Origin of the sequence: Chondromyces crocatus (assembly GCF_001189295.1) — a bacterium.
Lineage (GTDB): Bacteria > Myxococcota_A > Polyangia > Polyangiales > Polyangiaceae > Chondromyces > Chondromyces crocatus.
Genome location: NZ_CP012159.1, coordinates 1,774,747 through 1,792,312, shown reverse-complemented (window position 1 = coordinate 1,792,312; position 17,566 = coordinate 1,774,747). Strand labels below are relative to the sequence as shown.

The following is a 17,566-nucleotide window of genomic DNA, read 5'->3' as shown; positions in this document are numbered from 1 at the left end:
AGCACCCCATGACGGCCGATCCCTCCATGGCATCGTCCAAGGCCTCCGAGGCGACGGCGCCCGACGCAGCAGCACCCGACGCAGCAGCACCGAGCCCGGCGACGCCCGACGCGGCAGCACCCGACGCAGCAGCACCGAGCCCGGCGACGCCCGGATCCCAGGCGGCAGCGCCGCCGGCCGCGCGGCCAGGTTTCCTGGCGAGGCAGCGGCGCAAGCTGATGGTGCTGGCGGGGCTCGTGGTGGGCGTGCCGCTCCTGCACCTGGGCTTGCAGTTCGGGACGAGGATCGAGCCGCCGCCCATCGCGCAGGTGACGGGGGAGCGGGAGGTGAAGCCCGACGGGATGCGCGTGCTGGGACGCGGGTACGCGCGGCAGCGCGGGAAGATCCTGGAGGTGCGCCTCGCAGGAACGCCCGAGGAGATCGGGCACCAGCACGGTCGGCTCCTCCGCGAGGAGATGATCGAGAACGAGGGGATGCTGCACGCGGAGTTCGAGCGGTTCGTGCCGCTCGCGCCGCTGCGCTGGCTCTTGATGGACCTGTCGCGGCTCCAGTTCCGGCGGGTCGACGGGGGGATGCCGCTGGAGCGGCGCCGGGAGATCGCGGCCCACGCGGCGGCGTTCTCGCCGGATCCGTTCGCGGATCGGCTGCCGACGTACCACCGGATGGTGTTTCTGCACGCGCTCTACGACATCTCGCTGTCGTTCGAGCACTCGCCGCTGATCGGGTGCACGAGTTTCGCGCTGAGCGACGGGGCGTTCGAGGGGGGTGGGGCGGTGCTGGCGCGGGCGTTCGACTTCGAGGTGCTGCCGATCTTCGACGAGAAGAAGGCGGTGTTCTTGATGCACGAGGAGGGGCGGATCCCGTACGCCTCGGTCTCGTGGCCAGGGCTCGCGGGCGCGGTGAGCGGGATGAACGCGGAGGGGCTCGCGGCGGTGGTGCACGGGGGGCGTGGGTCGCGGCCTCAGGTGACGGGGCAGCCGATGGCGCACACCATGCGGGAGCTGCTGGGCCGGGCGCGCACGGTGGACGAGGCGCTGGCGCTGCTGGCGACGACCGATCCGATGGTCTCGCACATGATCTTTCTGGGGGACGCGAGCGGGTCGGCGGCGGTGGCGGAGCGCGCCCCCGGGGTGCCGCTGCACGCGCGGCGCGGGCGGGGGAAGGTGCCGCTCACCAACCACTTCGAGGGGCCGCTGGGGGCCGATCCGGCGAACCGGCGGGTGATGCAGGAGACGTCGTCGCTGGCGCGGCGCGCGCGGCTGGACGAGCTGCTCGCCGGGCTGCCTGCCAGCGCGTCGGTGGAGCAGGTGGTGGGGGTGCTGCGGGACCGGAAGGGGGTGGGGGGCGCGGACCTCCCGCTCGGGGACCGGCGCGCCATCGATGCGCTGATCGCGACGCACGGGGTGGTGATGGACACGACGCGGCGGGCGCTGTGGGTGAGCGAGAGCCCACACCTGCTCGGGCGCTTCGTCCGGTTCGATCTGAAGAAGCTCCTCGACCCGGCGTTCACGCCAGGGGGTCCAGGAGACGGCGAAGACGTGCTCCAGGCGGTCCCGGAGGATCCGGCGCTCACCGACGGCGCCTATGATGCCTGGGTCCGAGCAGGCGCACGGCACACGAACGAGCAGGGGGAGAGCCCCTGGCCCGATGGCACGAGCGGGCCCGTGGCGCCGCAGCATGGAAGCGGCAGCCCCGTGGCGCCGCAGCATGGAAGCGGCGGGCCCGAGGCGCCGCGCGAGGGAAGTGAGGCGCGATGAGGTCGAGCGAACGGCGGCGGTTTCTCGGGGGTGCGCTCGGGTGCGTGGGGTCGGTGGCGCTCGGTGGGCGCGCGCTGGCCGACGAGGTGGACGAGGCGCTGCGCGAGCTTTCGAAGGCACGGGCGGGGGTGAAGTCGATCGTGGCGCCGTTCACGCAGGAGCGGACCATCGGGCTGCTGGCGACGGCCGTGAAGAGCGACGGGGAGATGACGCTGGTGCTGCCCGATCGGCTGCGGTGGGAGCTGAAGCCGCCGGACGCGATCACCTACTGGGTCTCGCCCGAGGGCTTCGGGTACGCGACGCCGAAGGGGGGCGGGGGCGCCGGCAAGGGGGCCGCCGGGCGTTTCGGGGCGGTGCTGGGGGACCTGCTCATCCTGCTCGGAGGGGATCTGGGCAAGCTGCGGAGCCGCTACGAGATGAGCGTTCCGAGCCGTCAGGACGGGCTCACCCTGTCGGCGAAACCCCGGATTGCCGAGGTGGCGAAGCTCGTGACACGGCTGGAGCTTTCCGCCGGCCCGGAGCTGTGGTCAGTCAAGCGGGTGGTGATCGAGGAGCCAGGGGGTGATCGGAGCGTGATCACCTTCGGTCGAGCGCAGCGGGACACCAAGGTGGATCCCGCGCGCATGAAGCCGCCCCAGCCCTGATCGCCGCTGGAGGAACCCCGATCATGACCGAGCCGTCGAGCAAAGCAGAGATCCCGAGCGACCTGTCCGCCTGGTGGATGCCCTTCACCGCGAACCGTCAGTTCAAGGGCGCGCCGCGCCTCCTCGTGAGTGCGAAGGACATGCACTACACGAGCCACGATGGCCGCCAGATCCTCGACGGCTCGGCAGGCCTGTGGTGCGTGAACGCGGGGCACTGTCGCGAGCCGATCGTGAAGGCGATCCAGGAGCAGGCGGCGACGCTGGACTTCGGGCCGGCGTTCCAGATGGGGCACCCGAAGGCGTTCGAGGCGGCGTCGCGGATCGCGGCGCTGGCGCCCGGGGATCTCGACCACGTGTTCTTCTCGAACTCGGGGTCGGAGGCGGTGGACACGGCGCTCAAGATCGCGATCGCGTACCACCGGGCGCGCGGCGACGCGGGGCGCACGCGGCTCATCGGCCGGGAGCGGGGCTACCACGGGGTGGGCTTCGGCGGGATCTCGGTCGGCGGGTTGAGCAACAACCGGCGCAGCTTCGGGCCGCTCCTGCCCGGGGTCGATCACCTGCCGCACACGCATGATCCGAAGAACGCTTTCTCGAAGGGGCAGCCGAAGCACGGTGAGGAGCTGGCCGATGGGCTGGAGCGGATCGTGGCGACGCACGACGCGTCCACGATCGCGGCGGTCATCGTGGAGCCGATCGCGGGGTCCACGGGTGTCTTGATCCCGCCGGTCGGTTACCTGCAGCGCCTGCGCAGCCTCTGCGACAAGCACGGCATCCTGCTCATCTTCGACGAGGTGATCACCGGCTTCGGGCGGCTCGGGGCGCCGTTCGCGGCGAGCTACTTCGGCGTCCAGCCGGACATGATCACCGCGGCGAAGGGGCTGACGAGCGGCACGGTGCCGATGGGCGCGACGATCGTGCGCAAGGGGGTCCACGACACGTTCATGCAGGGTCCCGCGGCCGCGATCGAGCTGTTCCACGGTTACACGTACTCGGCGCACCCGCTGGCCTGTGCTGCGGCGCTGGCGACGCTCGACGTGTACCGGGACGAGGGGCTGTTCGAGAACGCGAAGAAGCTCAGCCCGGCCTGGGAAGAGGCGGTGCACGGGCTGCGCGGCGCGCCGAACGTGGTGGACCTGCGCAACCTGGGCCTCGTCGCCGGCGTGGAACTCGCGCCACGTGATGGCGCGCCGGGCGCCCGCGGCTACGAGGTGTTCGTGCGCTGTTACCAGGAAGGTCTGCTGGTGCGGGTGACGGGCGACATCATCGCCCTCTCGCCGCCGCTCATCGTGAATCAGGCGCAGATCACCGAGATGTTCGGCATCCTGCGCCGCGCGATCGACAGCGTGTCCTGATTTTCCCGCACGAGTCCGATCCATCCCGGGAATAAGCGGCCGTCCCTCTCGGTCCTGGGGGGGCGAGCTTCGAGGAGCGTCCGGATCCAGCCTGGAACCGCACGCTCCTCACCGCCAGCGCGGTGTATGCTCGCCGCCTCGGCAACACGTGCTCTCGGGAGGATTGGGATGGCTTCACAGGATTCACGGATGAACCGCCGCGCTTTCGTCGAGCTCGGCGCCACCGCGTTGGCCGGTGGATTGCTCGGCTGTGGCAGCGCGCCGGTGACCCCGGGGGCGCTGGAGATGCCCAGCGCAGCGGGGGCGAAGCCCTCGGCGGATGCAGCACGGGTGAATTACTTCGGGCGGTTCGGGGTCGACGAGGGGATGATCCGGGAGACGCTGGGGGCAGCGCTCTCGCGCGGTGGCGACTACGCGGATCTGTTCTTCCAGCACCGGGTGCGGAACCACTTCGTGCTCGAAGACGGCGAGGTGAACCGCGCGTACGGTCGGATCGAGCTGGGCGTCGGGGTGCGGGTCGTGAAGGGCGACCAGACGGGCTACGGCTTCACCGAGGAGCTGACCCGCGATGCCTTGCGCCGCGCGGCGCAGACCGCCGCCGCGGTGGCCGATGGGCCGTCGAGAACCGGGCCGCAGGCGTTCCACGTGGACGCGCTCCCGCAGCGCTACCCGCTCAACGTCCGGTGGGACGACGTCAAGCCGGAGCAGAAGCTGCCGATCCTGACGGGCATCAACGCGAACGCGCTGAAGGCCGACGCGCGGGTGAAGAAGGTCACGGTGACCTTCATGGACGAGGCAGGCGCCATCCTCATCGCCGACAGCCAGGGGCGGCTCATCGAGGACGTGCAGCCGATGACGGTGCTGAGCGTGTCCTGCGTGGCCGAGCACAACGGGCGGCGCGAGCAGAACAGCTACAACGTGGCGGGCCGGAGCGGGCTCGACTTCTACAGCCGAGACCGGCTCGATCGGGTGGTGCGCGAGGCCGTGGCGCGCACGGTGATCCTCTTCGAGGCGGTAGAGGCGCCGGTGGGGGAGATGCCGGTGGTGCTCGGCGCCGGGTCGTCCGGCATCCTGCTGCACGAGGCGATCGGGCACGGGATGGAGGCCGACTTCAACCGGAAGGGCGTGTCGATCTACTCGGACAAGATCGGCAAGCCGGTCGCGAAGCCGTTCGTGAGCATCGTCGACGACGCGACGAACGAGTACGCGCGGGGCGCGATCAACGTCGACGACGAGGGCAACCCGGCCGGCGTCACGACGCTGGTGGACAAGGGCATCCTGGCGACGTACCTGCACGACGCGATCTCGGCGAAGCACTACGGGGTGAAGCCCACGGGCAACGGGCGCCGCGAGAGCTACCAGCACGCGCCCATGCCGCGAATGCGGTCGACGTACATGCTGCCGGGGCCGCACAAGAAGGACGAGATCATCGCCTCGGTGAAGAAGGGCATCTTCTGCTCGAGCTTCAGCAACGGGCAGGTCTCGATCGGCGCGGGCGACTTCACGTTCTACGTGCGCAACGGCTACCTCATCGAGGACGGCAAGCTGACGCGGCCGATCAAGGACGTGAACCTCATCGGCAACGGGCCGAAGGCGCTGGAGCAGGTGGACATGGTGGCCGACGATCTGGTGATCGACGAGGGCGGGTGGACGTGCGGCAAGGACGCGCAGTCCGTGCCGGTCTCGCAGGGAATCCCCACGGTGCGCGTCGCCTCGATGACGGTGGGCGGGCGCGCGCAGAAGAAGGGCTGAGAGGGGGACATCATGGGCAAAGAGATGCTCGACATCGCGAAGCAAGCGCTTCAGCTCGCGAAGCAGAAGGGCGCCGCCGAGGTGGCCTCCAAGACCTCGCTGGAGCGCGAGGTGACGGTGAGCTGGCGCGACGGCAAGCTGGAGAAGATCAGCGAGGCGTCGACGCGAAGGCTCGATGTGGATCTGTACGTGGACGGTCGGTACACCTCCATGTCCACGAGTGACCTGCGCCCGGAGGCGATCGGGTCGTTCCTGGACAACGCCATCGGGCTGACGCGCACCCTTTCGCCGGACACGAACCGCTCTCTCCCGGCGCCGGCGCTCTACGAGGGTCAGGCGCGGGTCGATCTGGAGCTCGAGGATCCCCGTCACAGCGCGCTCACCGCGGTGGACCGGCGGACGAAGGCGCAGGCCATCGAGGCGGCGGCGCGCACGGTGAAAGGCAGCGACGCGATCATCTCGGTCACGACGGCCTTCTACGACGGCCACCTGGAGACCTACCGGGTCCACTCGAACGGCTTCGAGGGGTCGCAGAACTCGACGTACTACAGCGCGTTCGCCGAGGCCTCCGTACGCGACCCGAGCGGGCGGCGTCCCGAGGACTACGACACGGTCACGGTGCGGTTCTACGGCGATCTGCCCGACGTCGCCCAGCTCGGCCGCAGCGCGGCAGAGCGGGCCCTCGGCTCGGTGGGGGCGAAGAAGATCCCGTCGGCGGTGACGTCGGTCATCGTGGACAACCGCGCAGCCGGTAGCTTGCTGCGCCGCATGATGGGGGCGCTGAACGGCAATGCGCTCCAGCAGAAGCGGTCGTTCCTGGAAGGGAAGCTCGGTGCGACCATCGGCAGCCGTCTGCTCTCGATCGACGACGATCCCTTGCTGCCGCGCGCGCTGGGCTCCCGGCTCTACGATGGCGAGGGCATCGCGGCGCGGAAGCGGCCGGTGTTCGAGGGCGGGGCGCTGAAGAGCTTCTTCATCGATACCTACTACGGCAAGAAGCTCAAGGTGGATCCCAGCTCGGGATCGGCGTCGAACCTCACCTGGAAGCTGGGGTCGAAGGGGCAGGAGGCGCTGCTCAAGGACATGAAGAACGGGGTCCTGATCACGAGCTGGCTGGGCGGGAACTCGAACGACACGACGGGCGACTTCTCGCTGGGCTTCAAGGGCTTCGCCGTGCGCAACGGGGTGATCGCCGAGCCCATCGCGGAGATGAACCTCTCCGGCAACCACCTGGAGACGTGGAAGAAGCTGGTGGCGGTGGGGAACGATCCTTACCTCTACTCGTCGAACCGGACGCCGACCCTCGTCTTCGAGAAGCTTCAGGTCGCCGGCACCTGAGTCGTCACGACGGGCCGGGTGTGCCTTGACGGCGCGCTCGGCCATCGCGTTTCCTGCCGCCTCTTCGGAGAGGGCTGGATGGCGTCGAGTTCACAGAAGATCCCCCGTTGGTTGGCTGCCTTGCGCGGCGAGGAAGCGCTGCCGCTCCGGTGGCTCACGGCCGAGGAGGCGGCGGCACAGCGGGGTGAGCTGCTGCGCGCGTGGAACGAGGGTCGCGGCGAGGGGGAGTTCAAGGTCCGCTGCGCGGAGCGCATCGAGCGGAGCTTGCCGGTCGCGCTCGGGCCGGTGCGGCACGCTCGCCTGGGGGATCGGGAGGAGCAGCTCACGGTGCTGCTGGATCCAGAGGCGCCTCGCGGTCTGTTCGCGGCGCTGGGGAAGAGCCTGCCGTCGCCGCTCTGGATTCCGCTCGGTGCCACGGTGGAGAGCGTGCGCGGCGCGCTCGCGCCGTACCTGACGGAGGAGCAGCGGTCCGTTCACCACTTCTCGCGGGTGGTGCGCGTCTTCAAGGGGACGTCGGAGCAGCTCGGGACGAGCGGGCTCGATGCGCTGGCGCAGTCGATCCTGGACGTGGACACGTGGCTCGATCCGTCGTTCTGGGGCAGCGCTCAGGAGGACGATCCGTGGCCCGTGGACGGGTCGTCGCTGTCCGTGCTGGCGCTGCGGCGTCTGCTCGACGCGTCGCAGGAGCAGAGCCCGGCGCGGTTTCCGGCGTTCTCGTTCCGGACCCTGTGGTCACGCAGTGTGCTCCGGGTGGAGGAGCACGCGGCCCAGAGCTTCGTGTTCGAGCTGCGCTACGAGCCGACGAGCCACCCGGAGGCGCTCCAGGCGCTACAGCAGCACCTGCCGTTCCAGGTGCCGGACGATCTGCCCGTGGATCTGCTGGGGTCGCTGTTGCGAGGGCCGACGGTGACGCGCGAGGTGCTGGGGGAGATCCTCCGCGGCGGTGGCGTGGCGCCGTTCCTGGCGCTGGCGCAGTGCGCGCTGGCCCCCGGGGAGACGACGACGGAGGAGCTTTTGCGGGCGATGACGGGTGTGCCGGAGCTGCGGGCGGCCGCGGTGGAGCTTGCGAACGTCTATGCGTACCGGGGGCTGCTGCACGAGGTGCTCGCGACGACCGAGGACGAGGAGCTGCGAGAGCAGCTCGAAGAGCGCTTGGCGCCGCACGAGGAGCCCGAGGGGGGCGAGGAGAATTTCGACGGCGAGGACTTCGACGACGACGACGAGGACGTCGACGGCGAGGACGATGAGGAGGGCTTCGACGACGAGGACTTCGACGACGACGAGGACTTCGATGAAGACGACGACGAGGACGTCGACGGGGAAGACGATGGCGCGGGCTCCGACGACGACGCCGAGGAAGGTGAAGGCGACGAGGGTGAGCGCCGAGATGGCGAGGTGACGCCTTGATCAAACAGCTCCTGGGCTCCGCTCGGACACGGGACGAGGTGGATGACCTCGCGCAGCAAGAAGGGTTCGCGCGCTCGTACGACTCCGGGTGGATCGCGGGGCTCCACACCACGAGCTGGCGGCGGGGGGAGGATGTCTTGAGCCTCATCGCCGATGCGCCCGCAGGTGCAGCCATGCTGGTGGTCCGCGGCCCCAACGAGGGGGCGCTCGCAGGGCAGCTCGGGTCGCTGCTCGAAGGGCGAGGGCTGGACGTCGTCCACGCGGAGGCGCGAGAGGCCACGCAGGCAGCGTTGCGCGTCCGGTCGCTCTTGCACCTGGGGTTCCTGCTGCGGGGGGAGCGAGCGCGAGAGGAGAGCGTCGCACTTCTCGGGGAGCGGCTGGGGGATGTCACCAAGGCGGTGCGCTGGGCAGCCTTCACGGTGGTCCTGAATCTGGGATGGGAGGCCTTCGAAAGGCGGCTCGCCGAGGTCGCGGCGCGCCACGACGACATGCGGCCGGCGCTCGGGCAGTGGGCTACGCAGCGACGTCGGGAGGCCGAAGAGCGAGCGCGGGGAGAGGCGGCTGGCGCGCGCGATGCCCGGCGCGCCAGCCTGGCGCAGCTCGCGCGCGAGGGGCGCTGGGAGCAGCTCCTCGGGGTGGCGGAGGTGGTGCTCGACGAGGAGCCCGCCGAGGGAGATCACGACCACGCGCTCACGCTGGAGGCGCGCGCGCTGGCGCTCTCGGAACTCGGGCGGTACGAGGAGGCGATCGCGGCCTGTGACGAGGCGCTGGCTGACTCGGTGCGCCGCGCCGGGGCGAGGGCGGCATCGGCGGACGAGGGGCGAGGGCGGATCTACTTCCACCGGGCCTGCGCGCACGCGCGGCTGGAGCGGGAGAGCGAGGCCGTCGCCGACCTGAGGGAAGCGGTGAAGGTCGATCCGACCTGGGGCGCGAAGGCGCGGCGGGACGAGGCGTTCCAGTCGCTGTGGGAGCGGCAAGCGTTCCTCGCGGTCGCGCAGGGCCGTGAAGGGGACGCGCCGACGAGCGAGGAGGTCGAGCGGCTCATCCTGCACGCGCGGCGGTTGCTCGATCGGGGCGAGGGGCTGAGGGCGGTCGAGTCGGCCGAGGAGGCGACGGGGCTCGCGGAGCTTCTCGGCGATCCGGCGCGGCTCTCGGAGGCCATGGCGTGCTGGGGTCACGCGCTGCTCTCGGTGAAGGGTCCGGCGCACGGCATCGCTCGGCTGAAGCGCGCCCTGACGCTGGCCGAGCAAACGTTCCCCGAGCAGCCCGAGCGGCGGGCCGAGGTGCGGCACCTGCTCGGGGCGGCGTACCATGCAGGCGAGGAGCACGACGCGGCGGCGCGCTGTTACCGCATGGCGCTCTCGGAGCACATCGACGGGGTGGGTGAAAGGCACTGGCGCCTGGCCCGATCGTACGGCGCTCTCGCCCGGCTCGACGCCGATCAGGGGCGACCGGAGGAGGCGATCGCGGGGGTGATGCGTGGACGGGCGAGCCTCGTCGCGTTTCTGGAGGGAGCCGCCCCCAGGGAGGGGAGCGCCGAGGAAGACGACCACGTCACGGCGCGCATCGAGCTGGTCTCGCTCTCCACGGACCTTGGTCGATTTCACCTCGAGGTGGGCGCGGTCGAGCGCGCCCTCGACGCGCTGGAGGAAGCGGTGCAGCAGCTCGCGGTGCTGGTCGGCGCCGATCGTCGACCGGCACCAGCGCTCCCGCGCAAGGCGCTCCAGCACGTCACTGCGGCCGCGGAACGCACGCACGACGAGGCCCTGAGGGCGCGGGCGGAGGCACTCACCGATCACCTCCACGCGATCCTGGAGCCGTCGCCGCTCGTGCGCGCGGAGCGGGTTTACTGGGCGCGGCTCCGTGAAGGCGTGCGCGCGCTCGTCGCCGCCGACGTCGACGAGAGCGCCATCGCCAGGGCGATGCGTGACGCGCTGCGGGGGATCGAGTTGCCACCGGTCATGCGCGCTCACCCGGCCTTCGCCTGCTTGTCGCTGGAGTTCGCCACGCGGTTGAGACGCGAGAGCGATCTGATCCTGGTGGCGGTGGCGCTCTCCGCGGCGGAGGAAGAGGGGAGCCTGGGTGATGCGATCGATCGACTGGAAGAGCTGGCGGTGGCCAGTGTCCAGAGCGTCGAGGAAAAAACGGCGGAGTGAGCGCCCTCGGCCGGTCGCCGAGCACGCGATTTGCCGAGGAATCGAAGATTGTTGCTGGCGTAATTACGAGCGGAACCTGCATCACGTGGCGGAAAAAACGTCGAGCTACCCGGAACTTAGATAGTAGGGCTCGCGAGGTGCGTCGGGGTCACGGCCGTCCGTTGACGGCAGAGTGCCTGACGCCACCTCCGTCGACCCTGGGAGGTAAGTCATGGGTTCGACGCTCCGCTTCGAGGCCGCTGCCGGGACGCACATCGGGCACGTCCGCAAGAAAAACGACGACAGCTTCGCTTCGCTGCCCAAGCTCGGTCTGTTCATGGTCGCCGACGGCATCGGGGGCCGCCCGGGAGGCGAGGTCGCTTCGAGGATGGCCGTGGACACGGTCCGCACCTGCTTCGAGGAAGACGACCCGGAAGAGACCTGGCCCTACGCGCTGGACCCTTCCCAGGAGCGCGAGGAGGTGCAGTTCGTTCATGCGGTGCGCACCGCGAACACGGCCATCTTCGAGCGGGCGGTGCGGACTCCGGCGCTGCGCGGGATGGGGACGACGTTCACGGGGCTCTATGTGCGAGGCGACCGCGCGTTCATCGCCCATGTGGGCGACAGCCGTGGTTACCGCCTGCGGCGCGGCCGGCTCGATCAGGTGACGGACGATCACTCGATGCTCGGGGAGGTGCGCCGCCACGGTGTGGAGCTGGAGGATGCGCTGGACGAGGGGCTTTCGGGGATCTTGATGCGCTCGGTCGGGACCGAGCGCCGTGTCGACGTGGACACGCGGGTGGAGGTGCTGGTGCGGGGGGACGTGCTGCTCCTCTGCTCCGACGGGCTGTGGGAGCCGGTCGCCGAGGCGGAGCTGCACGCGACGCTGTCCGAGGACAGCTCGCCCGAGGCGATGGTGGAGCGGCTGATCGGACAGGCGCTCCGCCACGGGGCGAACGACAACGTGACGTGTGTGGTGGTGCGGGTGTCGTGAGGGAGGCTCAGGCGCGGGCGACGATCGCGGAGAAAAGGCGTCCGCTGCGCTGGCCGTCTCGCCGGAAGGAGAAGAAGCGGGCGGCGTCGCACACGGTGCAGCCGGGGACGTCGTCGATGGCCTCGGGGTCGAGGCCCGCCGCTTCGAGCTGGGCGCGCACCACGCGCCTCAGGTCGACGTGTGGGGGCGCACCTTCCCGCGGGAGCACGGCGGCGGCGCCCAGGGAGGAGCAGGCGGCAAGCTGCTCGGCGACGTCCTCGCCGACCTCGAAGCAGCAAGCCTCGATGTGCGGTCCGATCGCCGCGATGTACCTGGCGCCCGGATCGGCGAGCCGGCGGAGCGCGAGGAGGCCAGCGGCCGCAGCACCTGCGACCGTCCCTCGCCAGCCGCTGTGCACGGCGGCCACGGCGCCCGAGTTCCTGTCCGCCAGCAGCACCGGGATGCAGTCGGCGGTGCGAATGCCGCACGCCACGCCAGAGGTGGCCGAGAGGGTGATGTCGCCTCGCTCGGTCAGCACCTCGTCGCGCGCTTCATCCCCGGTGAGGACGCGCGCATCGACGCCGTGGACCTGGCTCAGGAAGTAGACCTTTTCGGCAGGCACACCCAGGTGACGCGCGACCCGCGCCAGGTTCTCACGGACCGCGGCGGGGTCGTCACCGGTGGACGCCGCCAGGTTCAGGGTGTCCCAGGGGGGCACGCTCACCCCGCCACGTCTCGTGAAGAAGGCATGCGCGAAGCCGGCCTTCGTGAGGAGCGCGCTGTGGAGCGCTTCGGCTTCTTTCCGGGGCTCGTCGTTCATGGTGACCCTCGCCGCTCCCGTTCATAGACGAACCCGGGGCGCTCCGTGGTATTTTCGCCCCCGTATGACCGCTGCCACCCAGGATCCGTACATCGGGCGCGAAGTCCTCGGGGGGAAGTTCAAGATCCTCCAGAAGATCGGGTCCGGTGGGATGGGTGCCGTCTACAAGGCCTCCCAGCCAGACATGAACCGGATGGTGGCGATCAAGATCCTCCACCAGAAGCTCACCAACCGGAAGGATCTCGTCTCCCGTTTCCGGCGCGAGGCACGCGCGATGGCGCACCTCACGCACCCGAACACCGTGCGCGTCGTCGACTACGGCGAGCTCGAAGACGGGGCGCTCTACATCATCATGGAGTACCTGGAGGGGAGGAACCTCAACCAGGTGGTCCGCAAGGAGGGTCCGCTCTCCGTCGAGCGCGCGCTGCCCGTGCTGATCCAGGCCTGCGGGGCCCTGCAAGAGGCGCATCTCCAGGGCATCGTCCACCGCGACCTGAAGCCCGAGAACATCTTCCTCTCCACGAACGCCGGGCTGAAGGACTACCCGAAGGTCCTCGACTTCGGGCTCGCGAAGGTGACGGAGCGGGAGCTGCGTCCGGGCTCGATCATGCTCACGCAGGAGGGGATGGTCTTCGGGACGCCGGAGTTCATGTCGCCCGAGCAGGCGCAGGGCAAGGTGCTCGACGCGCGGAGCGACATCTACTCGCTCGCGGTCATCCTCTACGAGGTGCTCACCGGCAAGCTGCCGTTCGAGGCGAGGACGCCGATGGAGCACATCCAGATGCACGTCAACAAGGCGCCGATCCCGATCGACGAGCGGGTGCCGGGCAAGACGTTCCCGGCGGGCCTGTGGGGCGTGCTGAAGAAGGCGCTCGAGAAGAAGGCGGACGACAGGTATGCAACGGCCGCAGACTTCGCCGAGGCGCTGAAGCCGTTCGCGGGCTCCGCAGGCAAGGGGTTCACGGCAATGATGCCGACGAACAACTCGGCAGTGCTGGAGCAAGCAGCCAAGCAGCACGCGGCGGCGCTCGAGGCGGCCAAGCCAGCGCCGCAAGCTGGCTCTCCGGCGTTTCGACCGGCCCCCACGGTGAAGATGGAGGTGCAGCCGAGCCCACAGATGCGCCCCATCGCCCCACCCCAGCGCCCGACGACCTCTCCCGTCGTCCTCGTCGCCATCGCGGCGGGATGCCTCGTCGCCGGGATCGTGCTCACGATCGTGGCGATGAAGCTTTTCGGCTGATCCTCGTCCGCTGGGCCGTGCTGCGGGGGGCGTGCTAGCGTCCGCGGGCCCTCGGGTCGTCGGGACGGGAAGTGTCGTCTCCGGCGTTCATCAGCACAAAACCATGGCATCTGGGGAAGCAGCGAAGCGAGGGGTGGGCGCGGCGATCGCGCGGTGGCTGAAGCGTCTCGGGCTCGCCCTGCTGGTCCTCGCCGCCCTCGGGGCCGTCGCCGTCGCCGTGGGGATCCAGCGGTTCGAGGCGGAGCTGCCCTCGACCGCCGAGCTCAAGAACTACCAGCCGCCGCAGGTGACGCGCGTGGTCACCCGCGACGGGGCGGTGCTCGGCGAGCTGTTCACCGAGCGGCGCACGGTGGTGCGGATCCAGCAGATCCCGGCCCACGTGAAGCTCGCCGTGCTCGCCGCGGAAGACGCTGGGTTCTACGAGCACGCAGGGCTGAACTACCTGGGCATGCTGCGCGCCCTCGCGGTGAACCTGCGCTCCACCAGCACGCGGCAGGGCGGCAGCACCATCACCCAGCAGGTGGTGAAGAACGTGCTGCTGACGCCGGAGCGCACGTACGATCGCAAGGCGCGCGAGGTCATCCTGTCGCGCAAGATCGAGCAGGAGCTGACGAAGGACGAGATCCTCGAGCTGTACCTGAACAAGATCTACTTCGGTCACAGCCGGTACGGGATCGAGGAGGCGGCGCGCTACTACTTCGGCAAGGGGGTGCGCGACGTCAGTCTGGCCGAGGCGGCGATGCTGGCCGGCGTGGTGAAGGGGCCGGGGGTGTACTCGCCCAGGATCAACCTGCAGAAGGCGACGGCGCGGCGCGCCTTCGTGCTCGATCAGATGCAGGCGAAGGGGTTCGCGGAGGCGGCCCAGGTGGAGACCGCGAAGCGCGAGGCCATGACGCTGGCGGCAGAGCCCGAGGCGCTGAACGAGCTGGCGCCCGAGGTGGTGGCCGAGGCCCAGCGGATGCTCCGCCAGGTGGCGGGGCCCGCCATGGAGCGCGGTGGGTACACGGTCGTCACGACGATCGATCCCGCCCTCCAGAGCGCCGCTCGCGGGGCCGTGCGCAAGAACCTCGACAACTATGCGAAGCGCCACAAGCTGGTCGGCCCGCTGAAGCGCGCGAAGAAGGAGCCGGCGGCGTTCGACGGGTCGCCCTCGGGTTACCGCGTGTTCCGTGGGGTGGTGACGGGCACGGACGACGCGAAGGGGACGCTGAGCGTGCAGGTCGGCACGCTGCGGGGCACGGTCTCGCTGAAGAACGCGGACCGGTACAACCCGAAGGGGCTCAAGCCCAGCGAGTTCGCGGACGTGGGGAAGGTGGTGCGGGTGAGCCTGATGGGCGCAGCGCCGCCATCCGCGGTCGAGGATCGGGAGGGTGACGACGCGGAGCCCGCGGCGGCGGGGACGGTGGTGAACCATGTGCCCGCGCCGGCTGCACCCGCCGCGCCGGTGCCGCTCCGCCTGGAGCTGGGCCCCGAGAGCGCGCTGGTGGCGATCGATGTGCGCACCCGGGAGATCCGGGCCCTGGTGGGCAGCTACGGGGCGACGCGCGGGGGGCTCGATCGGGCGACGTTCGCGAAGCGACAGCCCGGGTCGACGTTCAAGCCGTTCGTGTTCGGGTACGGGATCAAAGCGCGGAGGATGACGCCGGCGACGATCCTGGAGACGAACCCTGCCGCGCTCGGGAGCGACTACAAGCCGCAGAACTACGACGAGAGCGAGGGGCACTCGCCCGCACGCCTCCGGGAGGCGCTGGCGCACAGCGTGAACGTGGCGGCCGTGTCGGCGATGGGGCAGCTCGGGCCCTCGAACGTGGCCGCCTTCGCAAGTTCGCTGGGCATCCACGCGAAGCTCGGTACGGATCTGTCGCTCGCGCTCGGTGCCTACGAGGTGACGCCACGCGAGATGGCGACGGCATACGCCACCATCGCCGCGGGTGGGGTCTACGAGGAGCCTCAACTCATCGTGAAGATCCTGGGACCGGACGGCGCAGAGCTGCCTTTGCCCACGCGGCCGCCGTCGCACCGGGTCATGGAGGAAGCGGAGGCCTATGTGCTGACGAGCTTGCTCAGCTCGGTGGTGCAGAGCGGGACGGGCAAGGCGGCCCGCGCGCTGGGGCGGCCGATCGCTGGCAAGACGGGGACCTCGAACCAGGCGAAGGACACCTGGTTCGTGGGCTTCTCGACGGACGTCGCGTGCGCGGTGTGGACGGGCTACGACGACGCGGTGCCCCTCGGGCGTGGCGAAGCCGGGGCCAGCGCGGCGCTGCCTGCGTTCGTGGAGTTCATGAAGAAGGCGCACGACAAGCGGCCCATCACCGATTTCCCGGCGCCGCGAGGGATCGTGCGGGTGAAGATCGATCCGACGACAGGGTTGCTCGCGAACGAGAACCAGGAGGACGCGCTCACCGAGATCTTCCTGGCTGGCACCGAGCCGACCGAACTCGCTCCCCTGCCCGATGGGGGCGTCGACGGCGGTGACGAGGAGCCAGCGGCCGAGGGGCTCGATGCCGGGGTCGCCGTGGTGGAGGAGCCGAAGAACGAGGGGCTGCCCGAGGTGATCCTGGATCCCGGGGTCGAGGTGAGGCCGACCAAGGCGGAGGATCCGGCACCGACGGTCAAGGAGCGGGACAAGGGCCAGGCGCCCGAACCCCCCGGACACCCCCCAGAGCCGCCTCCTTTCTGAGCGGCGAGGGCCCCGAGCGGCAAGGGCACGTGGCCCACTGGCGCGCGGGCCCGGGTTCGCTGGGACGGGCAACGGCGCGAGGTCCCAGGCGGACGCTTGGGGCCATTTCCGACGGGATTTGAGAGAGCAGCCTCGATGGCACGCACCAGGATGCCGGCGCATGGTGCCGCATGCGCAAGCTCTGGGTCTGCACGCTCTCCCTCGGCGCTCTCCTGCTCGGTGCTTCGGGGTGCTCGAAGAAGACGGATCAGGCGACCTCCCCGGTGCAGCCACCGACCGGCAGCATCGTGAACGGCAGCGAGCCATGTCAGTCCGACGCCGACTGCGTGCCCGCCAGCTGCTGTCATCCCACGGCTTGCGTCGCCAAGGCGAGCGCGCCCGAGTGCGGCGACATCATGTGCACGCAGGAGTGCCGCAAGGGGACGCTGGACTGCGGCGGGGCGTGCCTGTGCGTCGACGGAAAGTGTGCTGCGCGCCTCAACGATCTGAACTGAGGTCGTCGCCGCTGTGCTCGATGGCACCACGATGCGTCGCGCCATGCGGCGCTTCGACCGTCGGCAGTGCACTGGAGCGCTCCCTGCGCGCTCGCCCCCTCCCCTCCCAGGATGATAGCCTCCGGCCGTGGCTTCGCTGATCAGCATGCGCTGGTTCGCAGCGGCGGGTGCCCTGCTCGGCGCGTGCGTTCAAGGGACCGACGATGGCAGCGGCGGTGGTGAGCCGTCCGGCAGCGCGGCAGGTCCGGTCTCCACGTCGAGCGCGGGGGTTGGCGGCGCTGGCGGCACGGGTGGGGGCGACGAGGAGCCTTCGTGCACGCCGTCGACCTGGTACCTCGACGAGGATGGCGATGGGTTCGGCGTCGAGAGCACCGCCACCGTCACCTGCCCTCAGCCTCCAGGCCACGTGGCGCTCGCCGGCGACTGCGACGACACCCGGGCCGGGGTGAAGCCCGGCGCGATCGAGCTGTGCAACGGCATCGACGACGACTGCGACGAGGTCGTCGACGAGGGGGCGTGCAGCGCGGGGTGCACGGGCACGGTCAACCCGGCGAACGGGCACTCGTACACGTTCTGCTCCTCGGCCAACTGGGCGAACGCCAGCGCGCGGTGCGCAGACCTGGGCATGCGCCTCGTTCGCGTCGACGATGTCGACGAAAACACCTGGCTGCGCACCCAGATGCTCTCGCGGGGGTTCGGGCAGATCTGGTTGGGAGCGAGCGACGCGGTGACCGAGCAGACCTGGCTCTGGCAGGACGGCGATCCGTTCTGGCAGGGTGGGCCCAACGGGATGCCGGTCGGCAATCGCTACAGCGCCTGGACGAACGGCGAGCCCAACGATGACGGCACCGAGGACTGCGCTGCGATGCGGAGCGATGGGCGCTGGCACGACACCGAGTGTGGCGGCGGCCGCCCCATCGCCTGCGAACTGTATTGACGCCCCTCCCCCCAAGGCCCGACGTTGCGCCGTC

Annotated in this window: 13 protein-coding genes; 12 read left to right on the top strand and 1 reads right to left on the bottom strand. The window is 70.4% G+C overall.

Translation table 11 applies throughout. The annotated features are described in order from the left end of the window. Positions 1 to 8 precede the first annotated feature (8 nt). From CMC5_RS06705 to CMC5_RS06670, 8 genes are all read left to right on the top strand, one after another. Positions 9 to 1,757: a C45 family autoproteolytic acyltransferase/hydrolase gene (locus CMC5_RS06705; RefSeq protein WP_063796226.1), complete on the top strand. Its 1,749-nt coding sequence runs from the start codon at positions 9 to 11 to the stop codon at positions 1,755 to 1,757. After that, positions 1,754 to 2,401: a LolA family protein gene (locus CMC5_RS06700; protein ID WP_050429627.1), complete on the top strand. Its 648-nt coding sequence runs from the start codon at positions 1,754 to 1,756 to the stop codon at positions 2,399 to 2,401. Before CMC5_RS06705 ends, CMC5_RS06700 begins: the two co-directional genes overlap by 4 nt. Positions 2,402 to 2,424: 23 nt before the next feature. Further along, entirely contained in the window at positions 2,425 to 3,756 is a 1,332-nt protein-coding gene (aptA, locus tag CMC5_RS06695) for an omega-aminotransferase AptA (RefSeq protein ID WP_050429626.1), read from the top strand. A gap of 189 nt (positions 3,757 to 3,945) precedes the next feature. Next, positions 3,946 to 5,508: a TldD/PmbA family protein gene (locus CMC5_RS06690; protein ID WP_050429625.1), complete on the top strand. Its 1,563-nt coding sequence runs from the start codon at positions 3,946 to 3,948 to the stop codon at positions 5,506 to 5,508. A gap of 12 nt (positions 5,509 to 5,520) precedes the next feature. Further along, entirely contained in the window at positions 5,521 to 6,846 is a 1,326-nt protein-coding gene (locus CMC5_RS06685; protein WP_050429624.1) for a TldD/PmbA family protein, read from the top strand. A 111-nt stretch (positions 6,847 to 6,957) separates the two neighbouring features. Then, the gene (locus CMC5_RS44040) at positions 6,958 to 8,253 is read left to right on the top strand and encodes a hypothetical protein (protein ID WP_050429623.1); all 1,296 of its coding nucleotides are present in this window, start codon (positions 6,958 to 6,960) and stop codon (positions 8,251 to 8,253) included. Beyond that, the gene (locus CMC5_RS06675; protein WP_050429622.1) at positions 8,250 to 10,409 is read left to right on the top strand and encodes a TPR end-of-group domain-containing protein; all 2,160 of its coding nucleotides are present in this window, start codon (positions 8,250 to 8,252) and stop codon (positions 10,407 to 10,409) included. The genes CMC5_RS44040 and CMC5_RS06675 overlap by 4 nt, the downstream gene beginning before the upstream one ends. A 211-nt stretch (positions 10,410 to 10,620) precedes the next feature. Further along, positions 10,621 to 11,382 (top strand): PP2C family protein-serine/threonine phosphatase, encoded by a 762-nt coding sequence (locus tag CMC5_RS06670; RefSeq protein WP_050429621.1) that lies wholly within the window; start codon positions 10,621 to 10,623, stop codon positions 11,380 to 11,382. Positions 11,383 to 11,389: 7 nt separating this feature from the next. On the opposite strand, the gene pgeF is transcribed toward CMC5_RS06670, so the two are convergent. After that, positions 11,390 to 12,181, bottom strand: coding sequence for a peptidoglycan editing factor PgeF (gene pgeF, locus CMC5_RS06665; protein ID WP_050429620.1), 792 nt, complete (start codon positions 12,179 to 12,181; stop codon positions 11,390 to 11,392). Positions 12,182 to 12,245: 64 nt separating this feature from the next. On the opposite strand from pgeF, the gene CMC5_RS06660 reads away from it, so the two are divergent. From CMC5_RS06660 to CMC5_RS06645, 4 genes are all read left to right on the top strand, one after another. Continuing rightward, entirely contained in the window at positions 12,246 to 13,421 is a 1,176-nt protein-coding gene (locus tag CMC5_RS06660; protein ID WP_050429619.1) for a serine/threonine protein kinase, read from the top strand. A 103-nt stretch (positions 13,422 to 13,524) separates the two neighbouring features. After that, positions 13,525 to 16,101, top strand: a complete 2,577-nt coding sequence (locus tag CMC5_RS06655; protein ID WP_082362287.1) for a penicillin-binding protein 1A — start codon at positions 13,525 to 13,527, stop codon at positions 16,099 to 16,101. Between the two features lie 170 nt (positions 16,102 to 16,271). After that, positions 16,272 to 16,595: a hypothetical protein gene (locus tag CMC5_RS06650; protein WP_050429618.1), complete on the top strand. Its 324-nt coding sequence runs from the start codon at positions 16,272 to 16,274 to the stop codon at positions 16,593 to 16,595. A 127-nt stretch (positions 16,596 to 16,722) separates the two neighbouring features. Continuing rightward, the gene (locus CMC5_RS06645) at positions 16,723 to 17,532 is read left to right on the top strand and encodes a C-type lectin domain-containing protein (protein ID WP_050429617.1); all 810 of its coding nucleotides are present in this window, start codon (positions 16,723 to 16,725) and stop codon (positions 17,530 to 17,532) included. Positions 17,533 to 17,566 lie beyond the last annotated feature (34 nt).

Excerpts from the sequence above, each read along its gene's own strand:
- CMC5_RS06650 (WP_050429618.1), top strand. The coding sequence starts at position 16,272 with ATGCGCAAGCTCTGGGTCTGCACGCTCTCCCTCGGCGCTCTCCTGCTC.
- CMC5_RS06700 (WP_050429627.1), top strand. The coding sequence starts at position 1,754 with ATGAGGTCGAGCGAACGGCGGCGGTTTCTCGGGGGTGCGCTCGGGTGC.
- CMC5_RS06685 (WP_050429624.1), top strand. The coding sequence starts at position 5,521 with ATGGGCAAAGAGATGCTCGACATCGCGAAGCAAGCGCTTCAGCTCGCG.
- pgeF (WP_050429620.1), bottom strand. The coding sequence starts at position 12,181 with ATGAACGACGAGCCCCGGAAAGAAGCCGAAGCGCTCCACAGCGCGCTC.
- CMC5_RS06690 (WP_050429625.1), top strand. The coding sequence starts at position 3,946 with ATGAACCGCCGCGCTTTCGTCGAGCTCGGCGCCACCGCGTTGGCCGGT.
- CMC5_RS06655 (WP_082362287.1), top strand. The coding sequence starts at position 13,525 with ATGGCATCTGGGGAAGCAGCGAAGCGAGGGGTGGGCGCGGCGATCGCG.
- CMC5_RS06670 (WP_050429621.1), top strand. The coding sequence starts at position 10,621 with ATGGGTTCGACGCTCCGCTTCGAGGCCGCTGCCGGGACGCACATCGGG.
- CMC5_RS06705 (WP_063796226.1), top strand. The coding sequence starts at position 9 with ATGACGGCCGATCCCTCCATGGCATCGTCCAAGGCCTCCGAGGCGACG.
- CMC5_RS06660 (WP_050429619.1), top strand. The coding sequence starts at position 12,246 with ATGACCGCTGCCACCCAGGATCCGTACATCGGGCGCGAAGTCCTCGGG.
- aptA (WP_050429626.1), top strand. The coding sequence starts at position 2,425 with ATGACCGAGCCGTCGAGCAAAGCAGAGATCCCGAGCGACCTGTCCGCC.